Source organism: Streptomyces sp. TOM-9 (genome assembly GCF_056858595.1).
On record NZ_JBXEQB010000001.1, the window covers coordinates 3,853,953 to 3,874,772 of the forward strand.

General features: G+C 72.9%; 18 protein-coding genes and 2 tRNA genes. 15 read left to right on the plus strand and 5 right to left on the minus strand.

The features are described 5' to 3' along the window. Positions 1 to 254 precede the first annotated feature (254 nt). The gene (locus tag AC1VWI_RS17945; RefSeq protein WP_499512029.1) at positions 255 to 1,757 is read left to right on the plus strand and encodes a cellulose binding domain-containing protein; all 1,503 of its coding nucleotides are present in this window, start codon (positions 255 to 257) and stop codon (positions 1,755 to 1,757) included. Between the two features lie 94 nt (positions 1,758 to 1,851). On the opposite strand, the gene AC1VWI_RS17950 is transcribed toward AC1VWI_RS17945, so the two are convergent. Further along, on the minus strand, positions 1,852 to 2,535 hold the full coding sequence (locus tag AC1VWI_RS17950) for a TetR/AcrR family transcriptional regulator (protein WP_499512030.1): 684 nt from the start codon (positions 2,533 to 2,535) through the stop codon (positions 1,852 to 1,854). A 259-nt stretch (positions 2,536 to 2,794) separates the two neighbouring features. Between AC1VWI_RS17950 and AC1VWI_RS17955 the strand changes: the two genes are divergently transcribed. From AC1VWI_RS17955 to AC1VWI_RS17985, 7 genes are all read left to right on the plus strand, one after another. Continuing rightward, entirely contained in the window at positions 2,795 to 3,679 is an 885-nt protein-coding gene (locus tag AC1VWI_RS17955) for a phosphatase PAP2 family protein (RefSeq protein ID WP_499512031.1), read from the plus strand. 78 nt (positions 3,680 to 3,757) lie between these two features. Beyond that, complete coding sequence (locus AC1VWI_RS17960; RefSeq protein WP_499512032.1) at positions 3,758 to 4,852, plus strand: hypothetical protein; 1,095 nt, start codon at positions 3,758 to 3,760, stop codon at positions 4,850 to 4,852. Then, entirely contained in the window at positions 4,843 to 6,432 is a 1,590-nt protein-coding gene (locus tag AC1VWI_RS17965; RefSeq protein WP_499512033.1) for a hypothetical protein, read from the plus strand. The genes AC1VWI_RS17960 and AC1VWI_RS17965 overlap by 10 nt, the downstream gene beginning before the upstream one ends. After that, positions 6,429 to 7,754: an AAA domain-containing protein gene (locus tag AC1VWI_RS17970; protein WP_499512034.1), complete on the plus strand. Its 1,326-nt coding sequence runs from the start codon at positions 6,429 to 6,431 to the stop codon at positions 7,752 to 7,754. The genes AC1VWI_RS17965 and AC1VWI_RS17970 overlap by 4 nt, the downstream gene beginning before the upstream one ends. Before the next feature lie 76 nt (positions 7,755 to 7,830). Further along, a complete protein-coding gene (locus AC1VWI_RS17975) occupies positions 7,831 to 8,202 on the plus strand; it encodes a DUF8844 domain-containing protein (RefSeq protein ID WP_499512035.1) in 372 nt (123 codons plus the stop codon). A gap of 112 nt (positions 8,203 to 8,314) precedes the next feature. After that, positions 8,315 to 8,863 carry a bifunctional DNA primase/polymerase gene (locus tag AC1VWI_RS17980; protein WP_499512036.1) on the plus strand — a complete coding sequence of 183 codons (549 nt, stop codon included), beginning with the start codon at positions 8,315 to 8,317 and terminating at the stop codon, positions 8,861 to 8,863. 53 nt (positions 8,864 to 8,916) lie between these two features. After that, positions 8,917 to 8,989, plus strand: a tRNA-Lys gene (locus AC1VWI_RS17985). Positions 8,990 to 9,060: 71 nt separating this feature from the next. Here AC1VWI_RS17985 and AC1VWI_RS17990 read toward each other — a convergent pair. Together AC1VWI_RS17990 and AC1VWI_RS17995 are read right to left on the minus strand one after the other, a co-directional pair. Beyond that, positions 9,061 to 10,293 (minus strand): M6 family metalloprotease domain-containing protein, encoded by a 1,233-nt coding sequence (locus AC1VWI_RS17990; protein ID WP_499512037.1) that lies wholly within the window; start codon positions 10,291 to 10,293, stop codon positions 9,061 to 9,063. 4 nt (positions 10,294 to 10,297) lie between these two features. Continuing rightward, complete coding sequence (locus tag AC1VWI_RS17995) at positions 10,298 to 11,548, minus strand: M6 family metalloprotease domain-containing protein (RefSeq protein WP_499516842.1); 1,251 nt, start codon at positions 11,546 to 11,548, stop codon at positions 10,298 to 10,300. 315 nt (positions 11,549 to 11,863) lie between these two features. On the opposite strand from AC1VWI_RS17995, the gene AC1VWI_RS18000 reads away from it, so the two are divergent. Together AC1VWI_RS18000 and AC1VWI_RS18005 are read left to right on the plus strand one after the other, a co-directional pair. Then, positions 11,864 to 13,738 (plus strand): putative bifunctional diguanylate cyclase/phosphodiesterase, encoded by a 1,875-nt coding sequence (locus tag AC1VWI_RS18000; protein WP_499512038.1) that lies wholly within the window; start codon positions 11,864 to 11,866, stop codon positions 13,736 to 13,738. Positions 13,739 to 13,805: 67 nt separating this feature from the next. Then, entirely contained in the window at positions 13,806 to 14,900 is a 1,095-nt protein-coding gene (locus tag AC1VWI_RS18005) for an LLM class flavin-dependent oxidoreductase (RefSeq protein WP_499512039.1), read from the plus strand. Positions 14,901 to 14,918: 18 nt separating this feature from the next. On the opposite strand, the gene AC1VWI_RS18010 is transcribed toward AC1VWI_RS18005, so the two are convergent. Continuing rightward, positions 14,919 to 16,403: an NAD-dependent succinate-semialdehyde dehydrogenase gene (locus AC1VWI_RS18010; RefSeq protein WP_499512040.1), complete on the minus strand. Its 1,485-nt coding sequence runs from the start codon at positions 16,401 to 16,403 to the stop codon at positions 14,919 to 14,921. Positions 16,404 to 16,544: 141 nt separating this feature from the next. Here AC1VWI_RS18010 and ehuB point away from each other — a divergent pair, with 141 nt between their 5' ends. The 5 genes from ehuB (at position 16,545) to AC1VWI_RS18035 (ending at position 20,597) form a co-directional block, all read left to right on the plus strand. Next, on the plus strand, positions 16,545 to 17,462 hold the full coding sequence (gene ehuB / locus AC1VWI_RS18015) for an ectoine/hydroxyectoine ABC transporter substrate-binding protein EhuB (protein ID WP_499512041.1): 918 nt from the start codon (positions 16,545 to 16,547) through the stop codon (positions 17,460 to 17,462). A gap of 54 nt (positions 17,463 to 17,516) precedes the next feature. Further along, the gene (gene ehuC / locus AC1VWI_RS18020; RefSeq protein ID WP_499516843.1) at positions 17,517 to 18,194 is read left to right on the plus strand and encodes an ectoine/hydroxyectoine ABC transporter permease subunit EhuC; all 678 of its coding nucleotides are present in this window, start codon (positions 17,517 to 17,519) and stop codon (positions 18,192 to 18,194) included. After that, positions 18,194 to 18,829 carry an ectoine/hydroxyectoine ABC transporter permease subunit EhuD gene (ehuD, locus tag AC1VWI_RS18025; RefSeq protein ID WP_499512042.1) on the plus strand — a complete coding sequence of 212 codons (636 nt, stop codon included), beginning with the start codon at positions 18,194 to 18,196 and terminating at the stop codon, positions 18,827 to 18,829. The genes ehuC and ehuD overlap by 1 nt, the downstream gene beginning before the upstream one ends. Beyond that, complete coding sequence (gene ehuA / locus AC1VWI_RS18030; protein ID WP_499512043.1) at positions 18,819 to 19,628, plus strand: ectoine/hydroxyectoine ABC transporter ATP-binding protein EhuA; 810 nt, start codon at positions 18,819 to 18,821, stop codon at positions 19,626 to 19,628. Before ehuD ends, ehuA begins: the two co-directional genes overlap by 11 nt. Before the next feature lie 213 nt (positions 19,629 to 19,841). Continuing rightward, the gene (locus AC1VWI_RS18035; RefSeq protein ID WP_499512044.1) at positions 19,842 to 20,597 is read left to right on the plus strand and encodes an IclR family transcriptional regulator; all 756 of its coding nucleotides are present in this window, start codon (positions 19,842 to 19,844) and stop codon (positions 20,595 to 20,597) included. Between the two features lie 88 nt (positions 20,598 to 20,685). On the opposite strand, the gene AC1VWI_RS18040 is transcribed toward AC1VWI_RS18035, so the two are convergent. Further along, positions 20,686 to 20,758 (minus strand) — tRNA-Lys (locus tag AC1VWI_RS18040). Positions 20,759 to 20,820 lie beyond the last annotated feature (62 nt).

Here is a 20,820-nt window from a genome sequence, read left to right on the forward strand (position 1 = left end):
TGCGTGAACCCATGTCTCCATTAACCCCGGCCACGTGCCCCGCGTCATGCCCCTGGATTTCGGGGCTTGACAATGGCCGCCGGCCCCGGGCGGCGGGGACCGGCCGACCGACCCGCCACGGGCAGCACCGCGCCGCCCGCAGAGGTCTGAACCTTTAACCGGCCCCGATGGCTCCCTTAAGCGCGCCATAAGAAGTCGAACGCCCGCACGGATCTGGGCATTTGTCCGAATCGGCATCGCTAGCGTGCGGCCTCATGAGGAACTCACATCGTCGTCGTCCCACCCGCAAGGTCGCCCTCCTCGGGGGCGTGACCGCGGGCGCGGTCGTCGCGGCCGGAGCCTTCGCGCTCGCGGGCTCGGCCCAGGCCGCCACCGTCGGTGCCGCGTACAGCAAGACCAGCGACTGGAGCACCGGGTACACCGGCCGGTACGAGATCACCAATTCCTCGAACGGGACACTGTCCGACTGGACTCTGACGTTCGACCTGCCCGCGGGCACGAGCATCAGCTCGCTCTGGGACGCCACTTACACGGCGTCCGGGCAGCACGTGACCGTGCGCCCCGCGAGCTGGAACAAGGACATCGCCGCGGGGAAGACGGCCGAGGTCGGCTTCGTGACGAAGTCCGCGGCGAAGGCGGGCGATCCGGTCAACTGCCGGATCAACGACGTGAAGTGCTCCGTCGACGACGGCGCGACCGCCTCCCCCAGCGGGCGCCCCACCACCACCGTGAGCCCGACGGCGACCGCCACCCCCACCAGGACGCCGACCGCCACCCCCACGAAGACCTCCTCGCCCACGGCCACCGCGACCCCGGTCCCGACCGCGACCGCGAGTCCGACCTCGGGCACCGGCTCACCGTCCTCCGCGGGCTTCGCGCCGTACGTCGACACCTCGCTCTACCCGGCCTTCGACCTGCTCGCCCACTCCCGGGCGACCGGCGTCAAGCAGTACAACCTGGCCTTCGTCACCGACGGCGGCGGCTGCACGCCCAAGTGGGGCGGGGTCAGCGACCTGGCGAACGACGGCGTCGCGGCCCAGATCGGCGACCTGCGCAAGGCGGGCGGTGACGTCCGGGTCTCCTTCGGCGGCGCGTCCGGCTCGGAGCTGGCGACGACCTGCTCCTCGGTCCCCGCGCTGACCGCGGCGTACGCCAAGGTCGTCGACACCTACAAGCTCACCAAGGTGGACTTCGACGTCGAGGGCGGCGCCATCGCCGACACGGCCGCCAACACCCGCCGGGCGCAGGCCATCTCGCAGCTCCAGGCGAGCCACAGCGGCCTGGAGGTCTCCTACACCCTGCCGGTGATGCCGACCGGCCTCACCCAGGACGGTGTCGGCCTGCTGGCGGACGCCAGGTCCCACGGTGTGCGGATCACCGCGGTCAACATCATGGCGATGGACTACGGCGCCTCCTTCAGCGGCGACATGGGCGGCTACGCGATCGACGCCGCCACCGCCACCCAGGGACAGCTGCGGGGCGTGCTGGGGCTGTCGGACGCCGCGGCCTGGAAGACCGTCGCGGTCACCCCGATGATCGGCGTGAACGACGTCACCACGGAGGTCTTCAGGGTCGACGACGCGACGCAGCTGGTGACCTTCGCCCGGTCCAAGGGCCTGGGCTGGCTGTCGATGTGGTCGGGCACGCGGGACAAGCAGTGCCCCGGGGGTGCCAAGAACGTCGCCGACGCGACGTGCAGTTCGATCCTCCAGGAGGCGGGCGCCTTCTCCAAGGCCCTCGCGGCCTACGGCGGCTGAGGCCGCACGCGACCATCCCCCTCCCCCCACACGGGCGCCCCGGCCGGCAGTTCAGCACCCCGCCCCGGCCGGGGCGCTCCCGTGTGCGCCGCGCTCAGGAGCGGAGCAGACCGTCCAGCAGCGCGGACAGCCCGGCCTCGTACTGCGCGCGGCCGGACTGCTGCGCCGCGACGAGTTCGGGGGCCAGCCCCACGAGCGAGGGGTAGCTGTCCGGCGGCAGGTCCGCGAGCCGGCTGCGGATCCTCTCGCGCAGCCCGGCCTCGGCCTCCTCGCACTCCGCGCGTTTGCGCCGCACCACCCACAGCGCGGCGCCGACCGTGTACTGCATCAGCGCCACCTGGGCGCGCGCGGCGGCGGGCGGGTCCAGTCCCGCCGTGATCAGCAGGCAGAGCATCCGGTCGATGACGGCGATGGCCTCGTCGCCGCGGAGCGGGCGGCTCGTCAGCAGTTGGAGCGCGGAGGGATGCTCACTGAAAAGCCGGTACACACCGACACAGAGTTCAATAAGCTGCTCGCGCGGCACGCCGGAGCCGGGGGGCATCTCGATCTCGGCGAGCAGCCGTTCGTTGACCGCGTCGATGATCTCGTCCTTGCCCTTGAAGTGGGAGTAGACGGCCATGGTCGCGACGCCGAGCTCCTGGGCGAGCACGCGCATGGTGAAGGCCTCGGGCCCGTGGCGGTCGAGGAGCCCGACCGCGGCGTCGAGGATGCGGTCGGGGTTGAGGGTGTTGCGGGGGACGCGGCGCCGTGGGGAGCGGGCCGGCGGGGTGACAGTCATGAGGGATGCGTGTCCGGTCGGGGGAATCGTGCGCGAGCGGTCGGAAGGTCGAGCGGTTTCCTTGATTCTCCCGCGTTCCCGGGCAACCCGGGGAGGAAGCGGGGCGTCTTTTCGCACGTCTTCCCGAGCACGGCTCCGTGAATCCAGGACGAATCGGTGGTGAAGGGAATAGTCGGGGGCGCTGCCCGGGTTGCCTAGCGTACGTCGTACGGTAGATCGAAGCGACTCTCACAGGGAGAGATGGGGGGAGAACGGCCGGATGACGATGAGCACCACCGCCCCACGGGCGTCCGCCTACCGGGGCGGGCTCCGCTGGTGGACCGAGCTGCCGCTGATCGCGGTGGTCTACGGCCTCTACACCGCGGGCCGCCTCCTCGTACGCGGCGACGTGGGCCGGGCAGTCGACCACGGCATCGCCATACTCCACCTGGAACGCGCGCTCAGCATCGACCCCGAGCGCTCGCTCAACTCCCTCTTCAGCCGCTACCGGTCGCTCGGTGTTCCCGCCGACTTCTGGTACGCCTCGCTCCACTACCTGGTCACACCGCTGGTGCTGGTCTGGCTGTGGCGCCGGCGGCCGACCGTCTACCGCTTCGCGCGCACATGGCTGCTGATGTCCACCCTCGTCGGGCTGATCGGCTTCACGCTCATGCCCACCGCGCCGCCGCGGCTGCTGGCCGCAGGTCACGGCTTCGTCGACACCATGGCGCAGTACGGTTCGTACGGCTGGTGGGGCGCGGAGGCGAGCGCGCCGCGCGGGCTGGGCGGGATGACCAACCAGTACGCGGCCATGCCGAGCCTGCACGTCGGCTGGTCCCTGTGGTGCGGCATCATGCTCTGGCGCCACGGCCGCACGCCCTTCGTCCGCGCCCTGGGCGTCCTCTACCCCCTCGGCACGACCCTCGTGGTCATGGGCACCGCCAACCACTACCTGCTGGACGCCCTCGCCGGGATCGCCGTGATGGGGATCGGCTTCCTGCTGGCGCGGCCCGCGCTGCGTGTGGTGGACCTCATACGCGCCGGGGCGCGCACCCGGTTCGCGACGCCGCGGCCCGCCTCCTCCACCGTCGTCGCGACCTCCCGCGACGTCGCCCCGGCGGACGTGGGGTTCCTGCCGGGAACCACGGTGGAACCGCGGCGCTGACGCTCCGGCGGAGGCCGCGGACCCGCGGCCTCCGCATTGTGGCCCGCGTTGTCGGTGGGGGGTGCGAGACTTGCCCGGGTGAGCACTACGCACGATCTGCGAGAGCGGCTGGCCGCGTTGCGCGGCCCCACGACCGTGCCGCGCCCGATGGACGCGCGCGCCCTGGCGGCGCTCGCCGCGAACCCCGGATGCCGCCGCCGGGCGCTGCTGGACGCCGCCGGGGTGGACAAGGCGGCGGTGGCGCGCGTCCTGGGCAATCCCGCGCCCTTCGGGCAGTCGCAGTTCGCGTTCGTACGGGGCCATGCCTTCGAGGCCCGGGTGAAGGCCGCGGGGTGCGCCGAGCTGCTGCGCCTGCTGGGCGCGCCCGAGACCGCGGACGCCGTGCTGCCCGATCTGTCCGCCCCGGGCCCCGAGGGCCGGGTGGCCCGTACCCGCCTCGCGCTCAAGGAGGCGACCGCGGCGGGCCGGTGGACGCTGCTCGACCACCCCCTGCTCGTGCTCGAGGTCGCCGACGCCCCGGTCTACCTCGAACCGGACGCCATCGCCGTGCGGCCGGACGGCTCGTGGACGGTGGTGGAGGTCAAGTCCTTCCCGATCCTTGACGGTTCCGCGGACGCCGTGAAGGTCGGCGCGGCGGCCCGCCAGGCCGCGGTGTACGTCCTGGCGCTGGAGCGGCTGGGGTTCGGCACCCCGGAGCACCGGGTGCTGCTGGTGTGCCCGAAGGACTTCTCCAACCTGCCCGCCGCCGAGTTCGTCGACGTGCGCAAGCAACTGTCGGTCACCCGGCGGCAGCTGGCCCGGCTGACCCGGATCGAGGAGATCGCCGCCGCCCTCCCCGAGGGCACGACCTTCGACCTGAGGCTCACCGACGACGGACGGACGGCGACCCGCCCCGCCGCGGAGCTCTCCGATGCGGTGGACCGGCTGCCCGCGGCGTACGCGCCCGAGTGCCTGGCCAGTTGCGAGCTGTCCTTCCACTGCCGCGACCAGGCCCGGGCCTGCGGCGCGGTGGAGGTCCTCGGCCGCGGCGTGCGCGGTGAACTGGGCGCCCTGACCGAAGTGGAGCAGGTGCTGGCGGCCGCGCTGGGCACCGAGGGCGATCCGGCGGATCCCGCGGTCGCCGCGCTGCGGCGGGCGCAGGCCCTGCGGGCGGAGGCGCTGGGATGTCGCTGATCTCGGTGCTGGCCCGTGCGGAGGCCATGGCGACCGGCCGGGCGACCCCGCTCGCGACGGTGCGCCACCGCCATCTGTCGGACCGGCCGCTGGTCCTCGTCCCGCTGACCACCGCGGGCGAGGTCGGCGCCCCGCTGGGCGCCCTGGTCGGCACGGACCGGGACGAGCCCCGGCTGCTGGCGGTGCCGCAGCCGCGCGACCGCGATCTGCGCTTCGCCTTCCTGGCCGAGCTGGCGCAGGTCGTGCTGCCCTACCTGGAGTCCTACGCGGACGACACGGAGACCGAGCCGGCGACCCGCAACCGGGCGGGCGCATCACCCGGCCACCAGGCCGGGGGAGAGTCGGAGGTCTGCACCGACGCACCCCAGATCGTGGTCGCGAACACCCCCGCGGTGGAGTACGTGCGTCTGCTCGGCCGCTCCACCCGCTTCCGCCGCACCGCCGAGGACGACCCCGACGAGCCGCACCCGGTCCCCGCCCGGGTGCCGCTGCTCGGCCGCTGGCTCACCCACTACGGGGAACGCGCCCGCACCCCCGGCTCCGCGCTGCTGCTGTCCGCGACCGAACTGCTCACCCGGCACTGGGCGACCGGCCAGAGCAACCTCGAGGACCAGCACCTGGGCGCCCTGCTGGCCTGGATCGAACCCACCGACGGCATGACGGGCATGGATGCGGCCCGCCGCGCGGAGTCCCACCGCGGCCCGGACGGCCTGCTGACGTTCCCGCCGGCCGGCCCCGCGACGGACCCGGTCTTCGACAACACGGTGCTCGCCCCGGCCACCGCCCGCTACGACGCCGGGATCACCGGGGCCGGCGAGGACATCGCCCGCCTGCTGGCCGGCCAGATGCGCCCCACCTGGGACGCGGTGTGGCGGTCACTGGACCTGCTGCGCGAGCTGCCCGAGGGCGCCCGCGTCGCGGACCGCTGGAAACGGGACCGCTGGTCGTACACCTCCCACCGGGACCGCGTGCGCGCCGGGGAGCCGCCGCAGCCCCGCCGTGACGACGCCGTGTCGGCGGCGCAGAAGCTCGCCGGCCGGGAGACCGCCCAGGTGCGGCTGGAAGCCCAGGAAGCGCTGGACGACCCGCTGGTGATGGCCGGGCGGCGACTGGCCGGGGAGGCCTTCGCGGGCCGGGTGGACCGGGTGGAGATGACGATGAGCGAGGGCAAGGTGCCCAAGCCGCGCCCGCTGGTGACGGTCCTCACACAGGACCGGCCGCATCTGGACGAGGACGCGAAGCTCTACCGGGCGCTGCCGGACGGCCGTACGCAGCAGGCGCAGTTCGTGGAGTGGGCCGGGCCCGGCGCGGTGCTCCTGCGGGTGGTGAACGGCATGGGCCGCGGCAAGGTCCCCGAGCCCGGCACGGTGCCGGAGGAAGGGGACGAGGTGTGCTGGACGTTGTTCGAACACGCGCCGCGTGGCGGCGCGGGGCTGCCGGAGCGCGAGGACACCCCGTGGACGCACGGCGGGCCCCCGGGCACCGCGGCCGCGAGCGTGACCGCCGGCACGACCGCGGGCCCGACCGCGGCCGCCGTCGCCGAGAGCCCTGACCCCGCGACCACGGAGGACTATCTGTGAGCCCGGTGAGCGACGCCGCCCGGGCGGCCGGCACCGCGACCGAGCGGATCCTGCACGACACCCTGCACGGGACGCACCGCGGCGTCGTGGTGGACTCGCCGCCCGGCGCGGGCAAGTCCACGCTGGTGGTGCGTGCCGCCCGTGAGCTGGTCGCGGCGGGCGAGACCCTGATGGTGGTCGCCCAGACGAACGCCCAGGTGGACGACCTGGTGGACCGGCTGGCCACCGCCGAACCCGGACTGCCGATCGGCCGGCTGCACGGCAGCGACTCTCCCCCGGACCCGGTGCTCGACCGCCACGAGGCCGTGCTCAAGTCGAGCAAGGCGGCCGACCTCACCGGGGCCAAGGTGGTGATCGCGACCGCCGCGAAGTGGGCCTTCGTGAAGGACACCGAGCCCTGGCGGCACGCCATCGTCGACGAGGCCTACCAGATGCGCTCGGACGCGCTGCTGCAGGTGGCGGGGTTGTTCGAGCGGGCGCTGTTCGTCGGCGACCCGGGTCAGCTGGATCCGTTCAGCGTGGTCGGCGCCGAGCAGTGGGCGGGGCTGAGCTACGACCCGTCGGCGAGCGCGGTGGTCACCCTGCTGGCCCACAACCCGGGGCTGCCGCAGCACCGGCTGCCGGTCTCCTGGCGGCTGCCGGCCTCCGCCGCGCCGCTGGTCTCCGACGCCTTCTACCCGTACACCCCGTTCCGCAGCGGCACCGACCACGGTGACCGGCGGCTCTCCTTCGGCGTGCCCGGTGACGGCTCGGGCCCCGACCGGGTGGTGGACGAGGCCGCGGCGTCCGGCTGGGGCCTGCTGGAGCTGCCCGCGCGGCGCACCCCGCGGACCGACCCCGAGGCGGTCCGCGCGGTCGCAGTGGTCGTACGGCGGCTGCTGGACCGCGGCGGCGTGGCGGTCTCCGAGCGGGGCACCGCCCCGGTGGGCCCGGACCGGATCGCCGTGGGCACCGCCCACCGCGACCAGGCGGCGGCGGTCCGCGCGGCGCTGGCGGACCTGGGCGTGACCGGGGTCACCGTGGACACCGCCAACCGGCTGCAGGGCCGCGAGTTCGACGTCACCGTGGTGCTCCATCCGCTGTCGGGGCGTCCCGACGCGACCGCGTTCCACCTGGAGACGGGGCGGCTGTGCGTGCTGGCCTCGCGCCACCGGCACGCGTGCATCGTGGTGTGCCGCGCCGGGGTCTCGGAGCTGCTGGACGAGCACCCCTCGACGGAGCCGGTCCAGCTCGGGGTGACCGTGAAGTTCCCGGACGGCTGGGAGGCCAACCACGCCGTGCTGGCCCACCTGTCCGAGCACCGCGTGGCCTGGCGGCCGTAGCGCGCCGGCCGTCGCCCGGGGCACTCTTGCGCGGGGCGGGACAATGGAAGGCGCTGACGATCCTGGAGGTACGTTCATGTCCGAGCCGCAGTCGGCTCACAGCGCGGCGGGCAAGCAGCCCGCACCCCGTCTGAAACCCGCCCAGCTGCTGTTCGAGCCCGCCGCCCTGGCCGAGGACGAGGAGCACTTCTTCGACCTGGAGTCCATCGAGGACCCCCGGGAGCTGCTGGCCCGTTCCACGGAGCTCACCCTCGCCTTCCGCGCGGCCGCGGACCGGGCGACGGAGTTCCAGGCCATAGCAGCGGCCCAGCTCGCCGACCCCAAGCGGTTCGACCGGCTGACCCCCGCCGCCATCGGTGCGCAGGCGGGCTGGTCGGAGGACTACGCCAAGCGGATGATCGAGTTCGGCGAGGGCCTGATGCGGGGCGGGGACGCAGCGCTGTCCTGACGACGCACCTGGCATATGCGTTCGGGGCAAGGTACCCGACACATGGCGGGCGTGTCCGGCCTTCGGGCGATGTCGCGTAGCGAAACGTTCACTCACGGTAGTTGTATGGGTCATGAGTGATTGGCAGTGGCACACATGGCCGGGGGGCGTGCCGGAGTCCGCCTCCCACCCATATCCGGACGCGCAGTACCCCACCCCCGACGGGGCCGACTGGCTGGCCTCCGCCAGCGCCTTCCCGCGCAGCGTGCGGGCGCTGTGGTCCGCACGGCCCACGGCGCCCAGCGTGCTGCCCTGCGGGACGGCCTTCGACGCGGTGAACCTGCCGGCCCTGTTCGGACGCCGGGTCCTGGAGCAGCTGTGGTCCTCGGGCCCCGGCTCGGGCCCGGCCGCCACGCTCCGCGGCAGGGTGCTGCTGCTCGCCGAGCCGGGCACCGCCGCACGCCTCCCCGGGCTGCTGACCTGGGAGGAGTGGGGGCTGAGGGTGCCGCCGGTGTTCTGTCACGGCGAGGGGGACTCGGTGGCGCTGCCCCCGCCGTACGGCGACACCGGCCACGGGCGCTCCCGCTGGCTGGTCGCCCCCGACACGCGCCGCCCCTGGCTCCCCGGGGCCGACGTCCTGCTGTGGGCCTGCGTCCGGGCAGCCCGCGCGGAGGCCGGTTGATTATCGATTTTCACCCGCCCGCAAGCGGATGCTAATCTCTACGACGTCAGCGAGCGCCGCTAGCTCAACTGGCAGAGCAGCTGACTCTTAATCAGCGGGTTCGGGGTTCGAGTCCCTGGCGGCGCACTCACGGCACAGCCGTTGACCTGGGCGCTCTCCCATCGGGAGGGCGCCTTTTGTCATGTCGGGCCGTGGCCCTAGGGGCCGTCCCACAGGGGGCGCGAGGTGGTGATCCGCACGGTCCAGCCCTCGTCGTCCGGGTCCCGGCCGAGGACCTCGACGGTGAGGCCGCGGCCGCGGTCGGTGAAGCGTCCGCCGGAGGAGAACGGCGCGTCGTTGAGCGCGTTGAAGGTGGCGCTGCTGTACTCGCAGGCGGTGGTGCGCGGATGGGCGTCCTCGACGGTGACGGGTCCGTGTCCCGAGTCGACGTCGGTGCGCACCTGGTAGATCAGCACCCCTTCGCGGCAGGCCTCGCTGTCGTTGCCGCGGGCGGCGCGCGCCTCGATGACGTACGCGCGGGTCCGGCCGAGGGGGATGACGGCCACCTTGCGGCCGCCGGGCACCTCGACCGGCGTGAGGTGCACCGAGCGCGCGCCCGGGTCGCGGACGCAGACGACCTGCCAGTCGTCGAGCCAGCCCAGGCGCCACTTGTGCCAGGCGAAGAGGTCGCCCTGCAGCCCCCAGTCCAGGGACATGCCGTCCCACTGGCCCGCGAGGGTGTCGGTGTGCCCGAAGTCCTCGACGGAGTACAGGTCGGGCAGCCCGAAGGCATGGCCGTTCTCGTGGCTGAGCACCCGCGCGCCGGACTGGTCGTGGCCGTAGACCAGGGAGACCCGGTCCAGGCTCGTGCCGTCGTCGGTGGTGGCGGCCGAGGCGCCGGTCCAGGTCACCGAGAGGACGGCCTGTTCGGCGGGCGGCCCGGCGTTGGGCGTGACGAGGACGTTGACCAGGTCGTACCCGGAGAAGTCGATCTTCCGGTCGGCGACGCGCAGCAGGTCCCGCATCATGGCCGTGTGCGTGCGCCAGCCGTAGCCGCGCCCTATCCCGTACGACGTGAAGGGCTTCGGCATGCGGATGTAGCGCAGCACGGGCGTGGAGACGTAGCGCAGCTTCCCGTACGAGGCGCGGTAGAACCAGTGCCGCACGGCGGGGAAGAATTCGCGGTAGCGCTCGGCGGCGCTGTACGGGGCGGGCTTGTCCGGGAAGTCGACGAGCAGGGTGAGCGCCCGCACCTCGCCGGTGGCGCGGGCGAACTCGCGGCCGTCCGCGCCCCCGAACCCCTCGGACATCGTGACGCCCGGCGCGGCGCGCAGCGCGCAGGGACGGTCGGCCGGCGGCGCCGCGGCGGGTGCGCCCCCGGTGGCGACGGTGCTGCCGGCCGCGAAGAGGAGCACCGATGCCAGGACCGCGAGCGCCCGGGGTCCTCGCATCGGCTCAGCCCTGGGTGACCTGGACGGTCCAGGACCCGTCGGAGTGCCGGTCGGCGACGCGGATGTGCGCCGAGCGGCCGAGGGCGTACGTCTCCCCGCTGCGCAGTGGCGCGTCGGCGAGCGGCGGGTACACCGAGGACTCCCAGCAGTCGCCGCTGCCCGGGTGGCCGTCGATGACGTCCACGGGGCCGTCGCCTGACGACACGTCGGCCCGGACGCGGTACATCAGGACGCCCTGGCCGCAGGTGAGGCGGTCGTTACCGAGGGCGGCGCGGGCCTCGATGGCGACGGCTCCGTCCAGGCCCGCGGGCAGCACCAGCAGCTTGGTGCCGCCGCGCTGCTCGACGGGGCTCAGGCGGAAGGTGTGGGTGCCGCCCTCGGTGACGCAGCGGACCTGCGAGCGCCCGAGCCAGCCCAGCTTCCACTTGTGCCAGGCGAAGAAGTCCGGGGCCAGGCCGAACTGACTGCCCATGAGGTCCCAGTCGCCGACGTGGGTGTCCCAGTCGGCGTTGCTGCCCTGGGGCGGCCGGTAGTAGAGGTCGGGCAGGTCGAAGGCGTGCCCGGTCTCGTGGGCGAGCACGTTGACGTCCGGCGGGTGGCCCTCGAAGACGGTGACGAAGCGGTGCAGGTCCGCACCGTCGACACGGACCGGGCTGCCCAGGTTGACCACCTTGGTGGCGTCCGGGTCGACGCCGGGCGCGTCGGGGTCGGCCACCAGGTAGACGACGCCGTACCGGGAGAAGTCCACCTCCCGGTCGGCCGCCACCACGGCGTCCCGCAGGTAGCGGGCGCGCAGGGCGGGGCTCCAGTCCCGGCCGATGCCGTACGCCGTGGACGCCGCGGGCATGCGCAGCCAGTGCGGCAGGATGCGCGGCCGCAGCCGGAAGGTGCCGTACGAGGCCCGGGCGAAGAAGTCGGCGGTGGCCGGGAAGTGATCGGCCGCCAGTTCGCCGGGGCTGATGGTGGGGGCGGCGTCCGGGAACGCCAGGAACACCATCAGCGCGTCAACGTCGCCACGGGCCCGCGGGTAGGCGGTGTTCCAGGCGCTGACGCCCTCGGAGTGGTGTGCCCTGGTCCGCGGCAGGGCGCACAGCGAGGAGTCGGAGCCCCCGGCCGCGGGGCCGGTGACCAGCGTCCACGCGACGACGGCCGCGAAGACGCTGACGGCGGCGATGGCCGCCCGGAGCCCGTCGGGGGCATGCCCGCGGACGCTCCGGCGGAGGCGCCGATGCGCACGTATGGGTAGCCCTGACAGCGGCACGTGGACCTCCCGTACGGGGTCGGGACACCCACATCACGCTGCTACGGTTTGCTATGTTTTGCCCTGTTGTGCTGCGCCGCCCGGGTTACCGTCCGATCACTACAGTGCGTAATGAGTGACGAAAATCGATCAATGGAATTCAGGGGCCAATCACAAATGATCAAGATCGCATCCCACGTGCCGAGAATCACCACGACGGCGGTGGCCGCGGCAATTCCCCAACGTCTATGATCGGCACATTTCCAGGCCGAACGCCGCCTCTTGGCGGTCATTCGATTCCTCCACGACCATGTGTGCGAGACGACACCTATGCGGGAGCCAGCGGTGGGCGGACCCTCGGGAAGCCCGGACCTCGAGCCCGAGGCGGCGGCCACGACGGTCACTCAACGTCACGCTCCGGCCCCGGAACGGTCAGCCCCGGAACGTCCGGCCTCGGAACGTCCGGCGTCGGAGGTGCGCGACTACCGCGCCGCCTTCAACGTCGCCCGGCTGCCGATGGCACTGGTCGGTCCCGACGGCCGGGTGCGCGAGGCCAATCCGGCGCTCGGCGCGCTGCTCGGCGCGGACCCGGTGCTGCTCACCGCCCGCACCGCGGCGGAGCTGGTCGGCCTCACCGGCTCCGGCGGCGAGGTCCCCCCGCTCGGGGAGAGCCCGGAGTACGCCGAGTACGAGGACGTGCTGACCGGCCGGCGCGGGGAGTTGCGCCGCACCAGACCCGTCCGCGGACCGGACGGGAGCACGGTCTGGGCCGAGGTCGTCGTGGTGCCCGTGCCCGGCGGAGTCCTGATGTCCGTCGAGGACCTGGGCGAGACCCGCGAACTGCGCGAGCAGCTGCGCCACTTGCGGATGCACGACCCGGTCACCCGGCTCCCCAACCGGCAGTTGTTCTTCGAGCGCCTCGCCACCGCGCTGGAGGGCGCCGACAGCCGCACCGGCCGGATCGGCCTGTGCTACCTCGACCTCGACGGCTTCAAGGCCATCAACGACACCCTCGGCCACCGGGTCGGCGACCGGCTGCTCAAGGCCGTCGCCGCCCGGCTGTCGGACTGCGCGGGCCGGCTCGGGCGCAGCGGGACGCTCGTCGCCCGGCTGGGCGGCGACGAGTTCGCCGTCCTCGTCGAGGACTCCACCGGCACCGGGCAGGCCACCGGGCTCGCCGAATCCGTACTCACCGCGCTGCAGCTGCCGTTCGACCTCGCCGGGCAGCGGCTGGCGGTCTCGGCGAGCATCGGCGTCGTCGAGCGCGAGGCCGCCGGGGCCACCGCCACGGGCATCATGCAGGCCGCCGACACCACGCTGTACTGGGCCAAGGCGGACGGCAAGGCCCGCTGGACGCTCTTCGACCCCGAGCGCAACGCCCACCGGATGACCAAGCAGGCGCTGTCCAGCACCCTGCGGCAGGCCGTGGAGCGCGGGGAGTTCACGCTGGAGTACCAGCCCCTGGTGGAACTCGGCAGCGGCAGCCTGCGCGGGGTGGAGGCCCTGGTGCGCTGGCAGCACCCGCACTTCGGGCTGCTCGGGCCGAACCGGTTCATCCCGCTGGCGGAGGAGAACGGCTCCATCGTCCAGCTCGGCCGCTGGGTGCTCGCCGAATCGTGCCGCCAGGCGCGGCAGTGGCAGAAGGACTGGCCCGACGACCCGATCTTCGTCAGCGTCAACGTCGCCGTGCGCCAGGTCTGGGACTCCGACCTGGTCGCCGACGTCGCGGAGATCCTCGACGACACCGGGCTGCCGGCCGGGCTGCTGCAACTGGAGCTGACCGAGTCGGCGGTGATGGGCTCGGCCGGACGGCCCCTGCAGGCGCTGCACGCCCTGCAGGAGATGGGCGTGCGCATCGCCATCGACGACTTCGGCACCGGCTACTCCAACCTCGCCTACCTCAGCCGGCTGCCGGTCTCCGCGCTCAAGCTCGACGGCAGCTTCGTGCACGGCTTCCGCGACGGCCTGCACCCCAACCCGGCCGACGAGACGATCGTCGAGGCGCTGGTGCAGCTCGCCCACCGGCTCGGCCTGACGGTCACCGCCGAGTGCGTGGAGAACGCCGAGCAGGCGGAGCGGCTGCGCCGGATCGGCTGCGACACCGGGCAGGGCTGGCTGTACTCGCGGCCCGTGCCACCCGAGGGGATCGCCGCGCTGCGCGGCTACGGGCCGGCCGCCGCCCCCGGCGCCGGCCCCGGGGAATAGCCGCAGCCGGTCTCCGGTTGCTCGTTGCCGTAGACGAGGAACCGGCCGCAGGAGGCGACGCAGGAACGTGGACACGAACGACCCGGTACGAGGCACCACCCTCGGCAGCGCACCCGTCCCGCTCTCCGTCCTCGACCTGGCGGGCGTCGGCAGCGGACTGACCGCGAGGGACGCCCTCGCCGCCGGTGTCGCGCTGGCCCGGCTCGCCGAGGCCCGCGGCTACCACCGCTACTGGGTCGCCGAGCACCATTCGATGCCCGGGGTCGCGTCCTCCTCCCCCGCCGTGATCCTCGCCCACCTCGCCGCGCACACCGAGCGCATACGCCTCGGCTCCGGCGGCGTCATGCTGCCCAACCACGCGCCGCTGGTCATCGCCGAGCAGTTCGGCACCCTGGAGGCCCTGGCGCCGGGCCGGATCGACCTCGGCCTCGGCCGCGCCCCGGGCACGGACGGCGCCACCGCCGCCGCGCTGCGCCGCACCGACCGGCTGAACGAGGGCGCCGACGAGTTCCCGCAGCAGCTGTCCGAGCTCATCCGCTTCCTGGACGACGACTTCCCCGACGGCCACCCCTACGCCCGGATCCACGCCATCCCCGGTCCCGTGCAGGGCACCGTCCCGGGCGGCGTGCAGTCCGCCGCGCGGCCGTCGATCTGGCTGCTCGGCTCCAGCACCTTCAGCGCCCGGATGGCCGCGGTCCTCGGGCTGCCCTTCGCCTTCGCGCACCACTTCTCCGCGGCGAACACCGAACCGGCGCTGGAGCTGTACCGCAGGTCCTTCCGGCCCTCGGAGGTGCTGGACGAGCCGTACGCGCTGATCGGCGTCGCGGCGCTGGCGGCGAACGAGGAGAAGGACGCCCGCCGGCAGGTCCTCAGCGGCGCCCTGGCCATGCTGCGGCTGCGCATGGGACGCCCCGGCCTGGTGCCCACCCCGGAGGAGGCGGAGGCGTACGAGTTCAGCCCGGCCGAGCGGGACTTCGTGGACGCCTGGCTCGGCAACGTGGTGCACGGCACGCCGGACGCGGTCCGGGACGGCCTGGACGCGCTGGTGCACCGCACGGGTGCGCAGGAGCTGATGATCACGGCCAACGCCCACACCCCCGCCGCGCGGCTGCGGTCCTACGAGCTCATCGCCGACGCGTACGGCCTGCCCGGCGGCGCCTGACCCCGCGGGGTCCGGGCCCTAGACGTCCACCGCCACGTACTTCATCTCCAGGTACTCCTCGATCCCCACGGCGCCGCCCTCGCGGCCGGTCCCGGACTGCTTGACGCCGCCGAAGGGCGCCGCGGGGGTGGAGACGACGCCCTTGTTCAGGCCGAGCATGCCCGTCTCCAGTTCCTCGGCGTAGCGGATGCCGCGCCGCAGGCTCTCCGTGAAGACGTAGCCGACCAGGCCGTACACGGTGTCGTTGGCCAGCCGGATCGCCTCGTCGTCGTCCTCGAAGGTGACGACCGGCGCGACCGGCCCGAAGATCTCCTCCCGGAGCATCGCCGCGTCCGGCGGCACGTCGGCCAGCACGGTGGGCGGGTAGAAGTACCCGGGGCGGTCCGAGAGCGGGGCGCCGCCGGTGACCGCGCGGGCCCCGGCCGAGACGGCGTCCTGCACCAGGCGGTCCACCTTGTCCAGGCCCGCGCCGTCGATGAGCGGGCCGACCTGGGTGCCGGGCTCGGTGCCGCGGCCGACGACCATGGAGCCCAGCTTCTCGGCGAGGCGCCCGGTGAAGGCCTCGGCCAGGTCGCGGTGGACGTAGATCCGGTTGGCCGCCGTGCAGGCCTCCCCGATGTTGCGCATCTTGGCGACGGCCGCGCCCTCCACGGCCTTCTCCAGGTCCGCGTCCCGGCAGACGACGAGGGGGGCGTTGCCGCCCAGCTCCATGGAGGTCCGCAGCACCTGCCGCGCGCTGAGCTCGATGAGCTTCTGCCCGACGCCCGTGGAACCGGTGAACGAGAGCTTGCGCAGCCGCGGGTCCTCCGTCAGGGGGCCGCTGATCTCCGCGGGGTGCGCGGTGGTGAGGACGTTGAGCACGCCGTCCGGCAGCCCGGCCTGGCCGAGGATCTCGGCGAGGGCGAGCATGGACAGCGGCGTCTGGTGGGCCGGCTTGACGATCATGGTGCAGCCGGCGGCGACGGCGGGGCCGATCTTGCGGGTGCCCATCGCCATGGGGAAGTTCCACGGGGTGATCAGCAGCGCCGGGCCCACGGGCTGGCGCATCACCCAGATCCGGCCGTTGCCGTCGGGCGCGGTGCGCCAGCCGCCCTCGATGCGCACCGCCTCCTCGGAGAACCAGCGGAAGAACTCGGCGGCGTAGAGGATCTCGCTGCGGGACTCGGCGACCGGCTTGCCCATCTCCAGGGTCATCAGGAGGGCGAGTTCCTGCTGCCGCTCCACGATGAGCTCGAAGGCCCGCCGCAGGATCTCCCCGCGCTCACGCGGCGCCGTGGCCGCCCATCCCTCCTGCGCGGCGGCCGCGGCGTCCATCGCGGCCTTGGCGTCCTCGGCCCCGGCGTCCGGCACGGCGCACAGCGGTCGCGCGGTGGACGGGTCCTCCACCTCGTACTCGCGCCCGTCGCTCGCCGGCCGCCAGCGGCCGCCGACGAGCAGTGCCTTCGGCACCCGCTCCACGACCAGTTGCTCGCGCTTGCCGTTCCCTTCGGTGCTGTCGCTCATGGCAGCTCCCTGCCTCCCGCGGACGTTCCGTACATCGGGTACCCCACCAGATTCGCATGAATGCCCCCTGTGCGCCGGGGTAGGCGCGGCCCTCGTGTGGTCACCGCACCGCACGGAAGCGAACTACCGGAGGTCTGGTCCATGTCCGAGCGCAGTCCCCTGTCCCGCAGGGGTTTCCTCTCCCGTACCGCAGGCGTCGGCGGTCTCGTGGCGGTCCCCGGGCTGCTGGCGGCGTGCAGCCGTACGCAGGCCGGCACCGGCGCGCCCACCGGCGACGGGGACCTGCTGGCCAAGCTGAGGAAGCAGGGGTACGTGCGGGTCGGCTTCGCGGGCGAGGCGCCGTACGGGTACCGGGACGGCGACGAGCTGGCCGGCGAGGCGCCCACCCTCCACCGGGAGATCTTCACGGCGCTCGGGGTGCCGGAACTGCGGCCCACGCTCACCGACTTCGGCGCGCTCATACCGGGCCTGACGGCCGACCGCTTCGACGTGGTCAGCGCCGGGATGGCGATCACGCCCGACCGCTGCCAGAAGGTGATCTTCTCGGAGCCCGAGTTCGTCTCGCCGACCGCCCTGATGGTCCGCGCGGGCAACCCCGAGGGGCTGAGCGACCTGGTGTCCTGCGCCCGCGGGAAGGTCACCGTCGGCGTGCTGAGCGCGGCGGTCGAGGCGGACTACGCGGATGCCGCAGGGGTGCCGCTGACCTCGGTGAAGTCCCTGGCCAAGCAGCAGGACGGGGTGGACGCGCTGCTCGCCGGCCGGATCGACGCCTTCGCACTGACCGGGATCTCGCTGCGCTGGCTGGCCCGCACCAACAAGGGCGCCGCGGTGGAGGTGCTCGACCCCTTCCTGCCGGTGGTCGGCGGCCGCAAGCAGTACAGCCCGGGCGGCGCGGTGTTCCGGCAGGACGCGACGGGCCTGCGCGACGCGTTCAACAAGGAACTCAAGAAGATCACCACCGACCCCGGCCGCTACACGTCCCTCATCGGGAAGTACGGCTTCACCAAGGCGGAGGTCCCGCCGGCGACGCTGCGCACGGCGCAGCTGTGCGCGGCGTGAGGCGGCGCCTTGTCCTCGTACCCCATCGGCGCCGGCGACCTCGCCGGTGAATCCATGTCCGGCTTCACGGAGTTCACGCACTCGCTGCCCGGTGTGGGCGCGGGTCTGTGGGTCACCGTGCAGGCCACCGTCCTCGGCGCGGCGCTCGCGCTGCTGATCGCCTTCGTCCTCGGCTTCATGGCGCGCTCACGGCGGATGCCCGTGCGCGGGACCTCCCGGGTGGTCGTGGAGTTCTTCCGCGGCACCTCGCTGTACGTCCAGCTGTTCTGGCTGTTCTTCGCGCTGCCGATCCTCGGCTTCAAGCTCGTGCCGCTCGCCTGCGCCGTGGTCGCCTTCGGGCTCAACTACGGGGCGTACGGCTCGGAGGTCGTCCGGGGCGCCCTGGACGCCGTGCCCCGCGGGCAGCGGGAGGCGGCCGTCGCGCTGAGCATGACGCCGTGGCAGCGGATGCGCCTGGTCGTCCTGCCGCAGGCCTGGCCGCAGATGATCCCGCCGTTCAACAACCTGCTGATCCAGCTGCTGAAGTGCACCCCGCTGATGTCGCTGATCACCATTTCGGACGTCACCTTCCAGATGGACCAGCTCCGTTCGACGACGGGCGACACCGCGACGGCATACCTGCTGCTCCTGGCGATCTACTTCGTCCTCGCGTACGCGCTGACACTGGCCATGAACGGCCTGGAGGCCGTGGCCAAGGCGCGGCTCGGACAGCCGGCGGGAGGTCGGGCCTGATGTGGGACTGGGAGACGGCCCGCGAGGGCCTGCCGCTGATCCTGCACGGTTTCGGGATCACCCTGCTGGCCACGCTGCTCGGTTCGCTGCTCGCCGTCACGCTGGGCCTGGGCATCGCGGTGCTGCGGCGCACGCCCAGCCGCTGGGTGACGCTGCCGCTGCGGGCGGCCGTGGAGTTCGTGCGCTCCACTCCGGTGATGATCCAGCTCTTCGCGGTGTGGGTGCTGGTCCCGGGACTGGACCCGCTGGTGATCGGCATCACCGTGCTGGGCGTGCACTACGCGACGTACACCTCGGAGGTGTACCGGGCGGGCATCGAGGCGGTGCCGAGGGGGCAGTGGGAGGCTGCGGTCGCGCTGTCGCTGCCGCGGGCGCGCACCTGGTGCGCCGTGGTGCTGCCGCAGGCGGTGCGGAAGATCGTGCCGGCCCTCGGCAACTACGTGATCTCGATGTTCAAGGAGACACCGTTCCTGTCGGTCATCACCGTCGACGAGATGGTGCACGAGGCGAACCGTTTCGGCAGTGACCACTTCGCCTACCTGGAGGCGTTCACCATCGCCGCCATGATCTTCCTGGTCGCGAGCTGCCCCACCTCGGTCCTCATGCGGAAGCTGGAGAAGCGCCTTGCTCACTGACGAGTCCCCCACCCCCGCCAAGTCCGGCCCGGCGGCGCCCGCCGTCCGCTTCGACCAGGTGGTCAAGCGGTACGGGGACAACACCGTGCTGGACCACCTCGACCTGGAGGTCCGGCGCGGTGAGCGCGTCACCCTGATCGGCCCGAGCGGTTCGGGCAAGACGACCATCCTGCGGCTGCTGATGACCCTGGAGCGGCCCACCGAGGGCGTCATCCACGTGGACGGCGAGCCCTTCTCGCACATGCCGGGCCGCGGCGGCCGGCTCGTGCCGGCCGACGAGAGGCACCTGCGCGGCACGCGCCGCCGGATCGGCATGGTGTTCCAGCACTTCAACCTCTTCCCGAACATGAAGGTGCTGGACAACGTCACCGAGGCCCCGGTGCACGTCCTCGGCCTGGACCGCGACGAGGCCGCCGAGCGCGCCCGCGGGCTGCTGGAGCTGGTGGGCCTGGCCGACAAGCAGGACGCCCACCCAACCCGGCTCTCCGGCGGCCAGCAGCAGCGGGTGGCCATCGCCCGCGCGCTGGCGATGCGGCCCGACATCCTGCTGCTGGACGAGGTGACCTCGGCGCTCGACCCCGAACTGGTGGCCGGGGTGCTGGACGTGCTCAGGGACGTCGCCCGCAGCACGGACATCACCCTGCTCTGCGTCACCCACGAGATGGGGTTCGCCCGGGACGTCTCGGACCGCGTACTGATGTTCGACGGCGGACGGGTCGTCGAGTCGGGTCCGCCGGAGCGCATTTTCGGCTCCCCGGAGCACCACAGGACCCGGGAATTCCTCGGTGCGGTGCTCTGAGGAAAAGTGGGCCGTGCCGTTGGCATATGCCAGAGTGGCCCGTTCCTGCGTATACGCCTGCGGCCGCCCACATAAAGCTTCAACGGGCTCTACTGCAAACCGCATTGAGGCTATCGTGGAATCCGGCCCAGCTGCCGGGCTGCTGTCGTGCCCGGCAGCCGTGACCAGTAGCTACAGCAAGGACGCAAACGGTCACACCTGTAGGGGGACACCGTGGCGCTTGAGCACCGACAGGTCGCGCCGGTCTACGCGGTCCAGCACGCGCTGCGCGTGCTGGAGACCGTGGACAAGCACAGGAACGGCGTCACCGCCGAGCAGCTCGCCCGTGAGATCGGAGTGCCCATCGGCTATCTCGGTCAACTCCTCGCCATGCTCAACCGCGAGCGCTACCTCAACGCCCTGCCCGGCGGCGGCTACGCCGTCGGCGAGTCGCTGGTCCTGCTCGGCAGCGCCAGTCGCGACCTGGCGCTCGGCGAGAAGATCAAGAAGATCCTGACGGCGCTGCGCGACGAGGTCGGCGCCGCCGTCTACTTCAGCCGTTACGACGACGGCGAGGTCAAGATCGTCGACTTCGCGGACGGCCCGGAAGCACCCAAGGTCAACGAGTGGGTGGACTTCCGCTTCGCCGCCCACGCCAGCGCGGTCGGCAAGTGCCTGCTCACCCAGCTCGACCACAACGGGCGCCGCGACCACCTGTCCCGGCACAAGACGGTACGGCTCACGTCCAAGACCACGATCAGCGAGAAGGTGCTGCTGACCAAGCTGGAGAGCCAGCCGGCCAGCGTCCCCACCCTGGACCTGCAGGAGTACGCGATCGGCACGGTCTGCGCCGCCATCCCGATCACCGTCGGCAGGACGGTCGGCTGCCTCGCCCTCTCCCTCCCCGTCACCCAGGCCCACCGCCTCAAGGGCGCGGCCGACACCCTCAACGAACGCGCGGCGCCGGTGCTGCTGTCACTGGCCATCTGAGGCCCGAGGCCGTCCGGCGCACGACGCACGACGCCCACCGGAAGACGACGAAGGGCGCCCCTCCCGAAGGAGGGGCGCCCTCTCGCTGTGCGCCGCCAGGGACTCGAACCCCGAACCCGCTGATTAAGAGTCAGCTGCTCTGCCAGTTGAGCTAGCGGCGCGTGCAGGACAATCATACGGGGTCGGAGGGGGTGCTCATGACCGCTCCCTCCGACCCCGTACC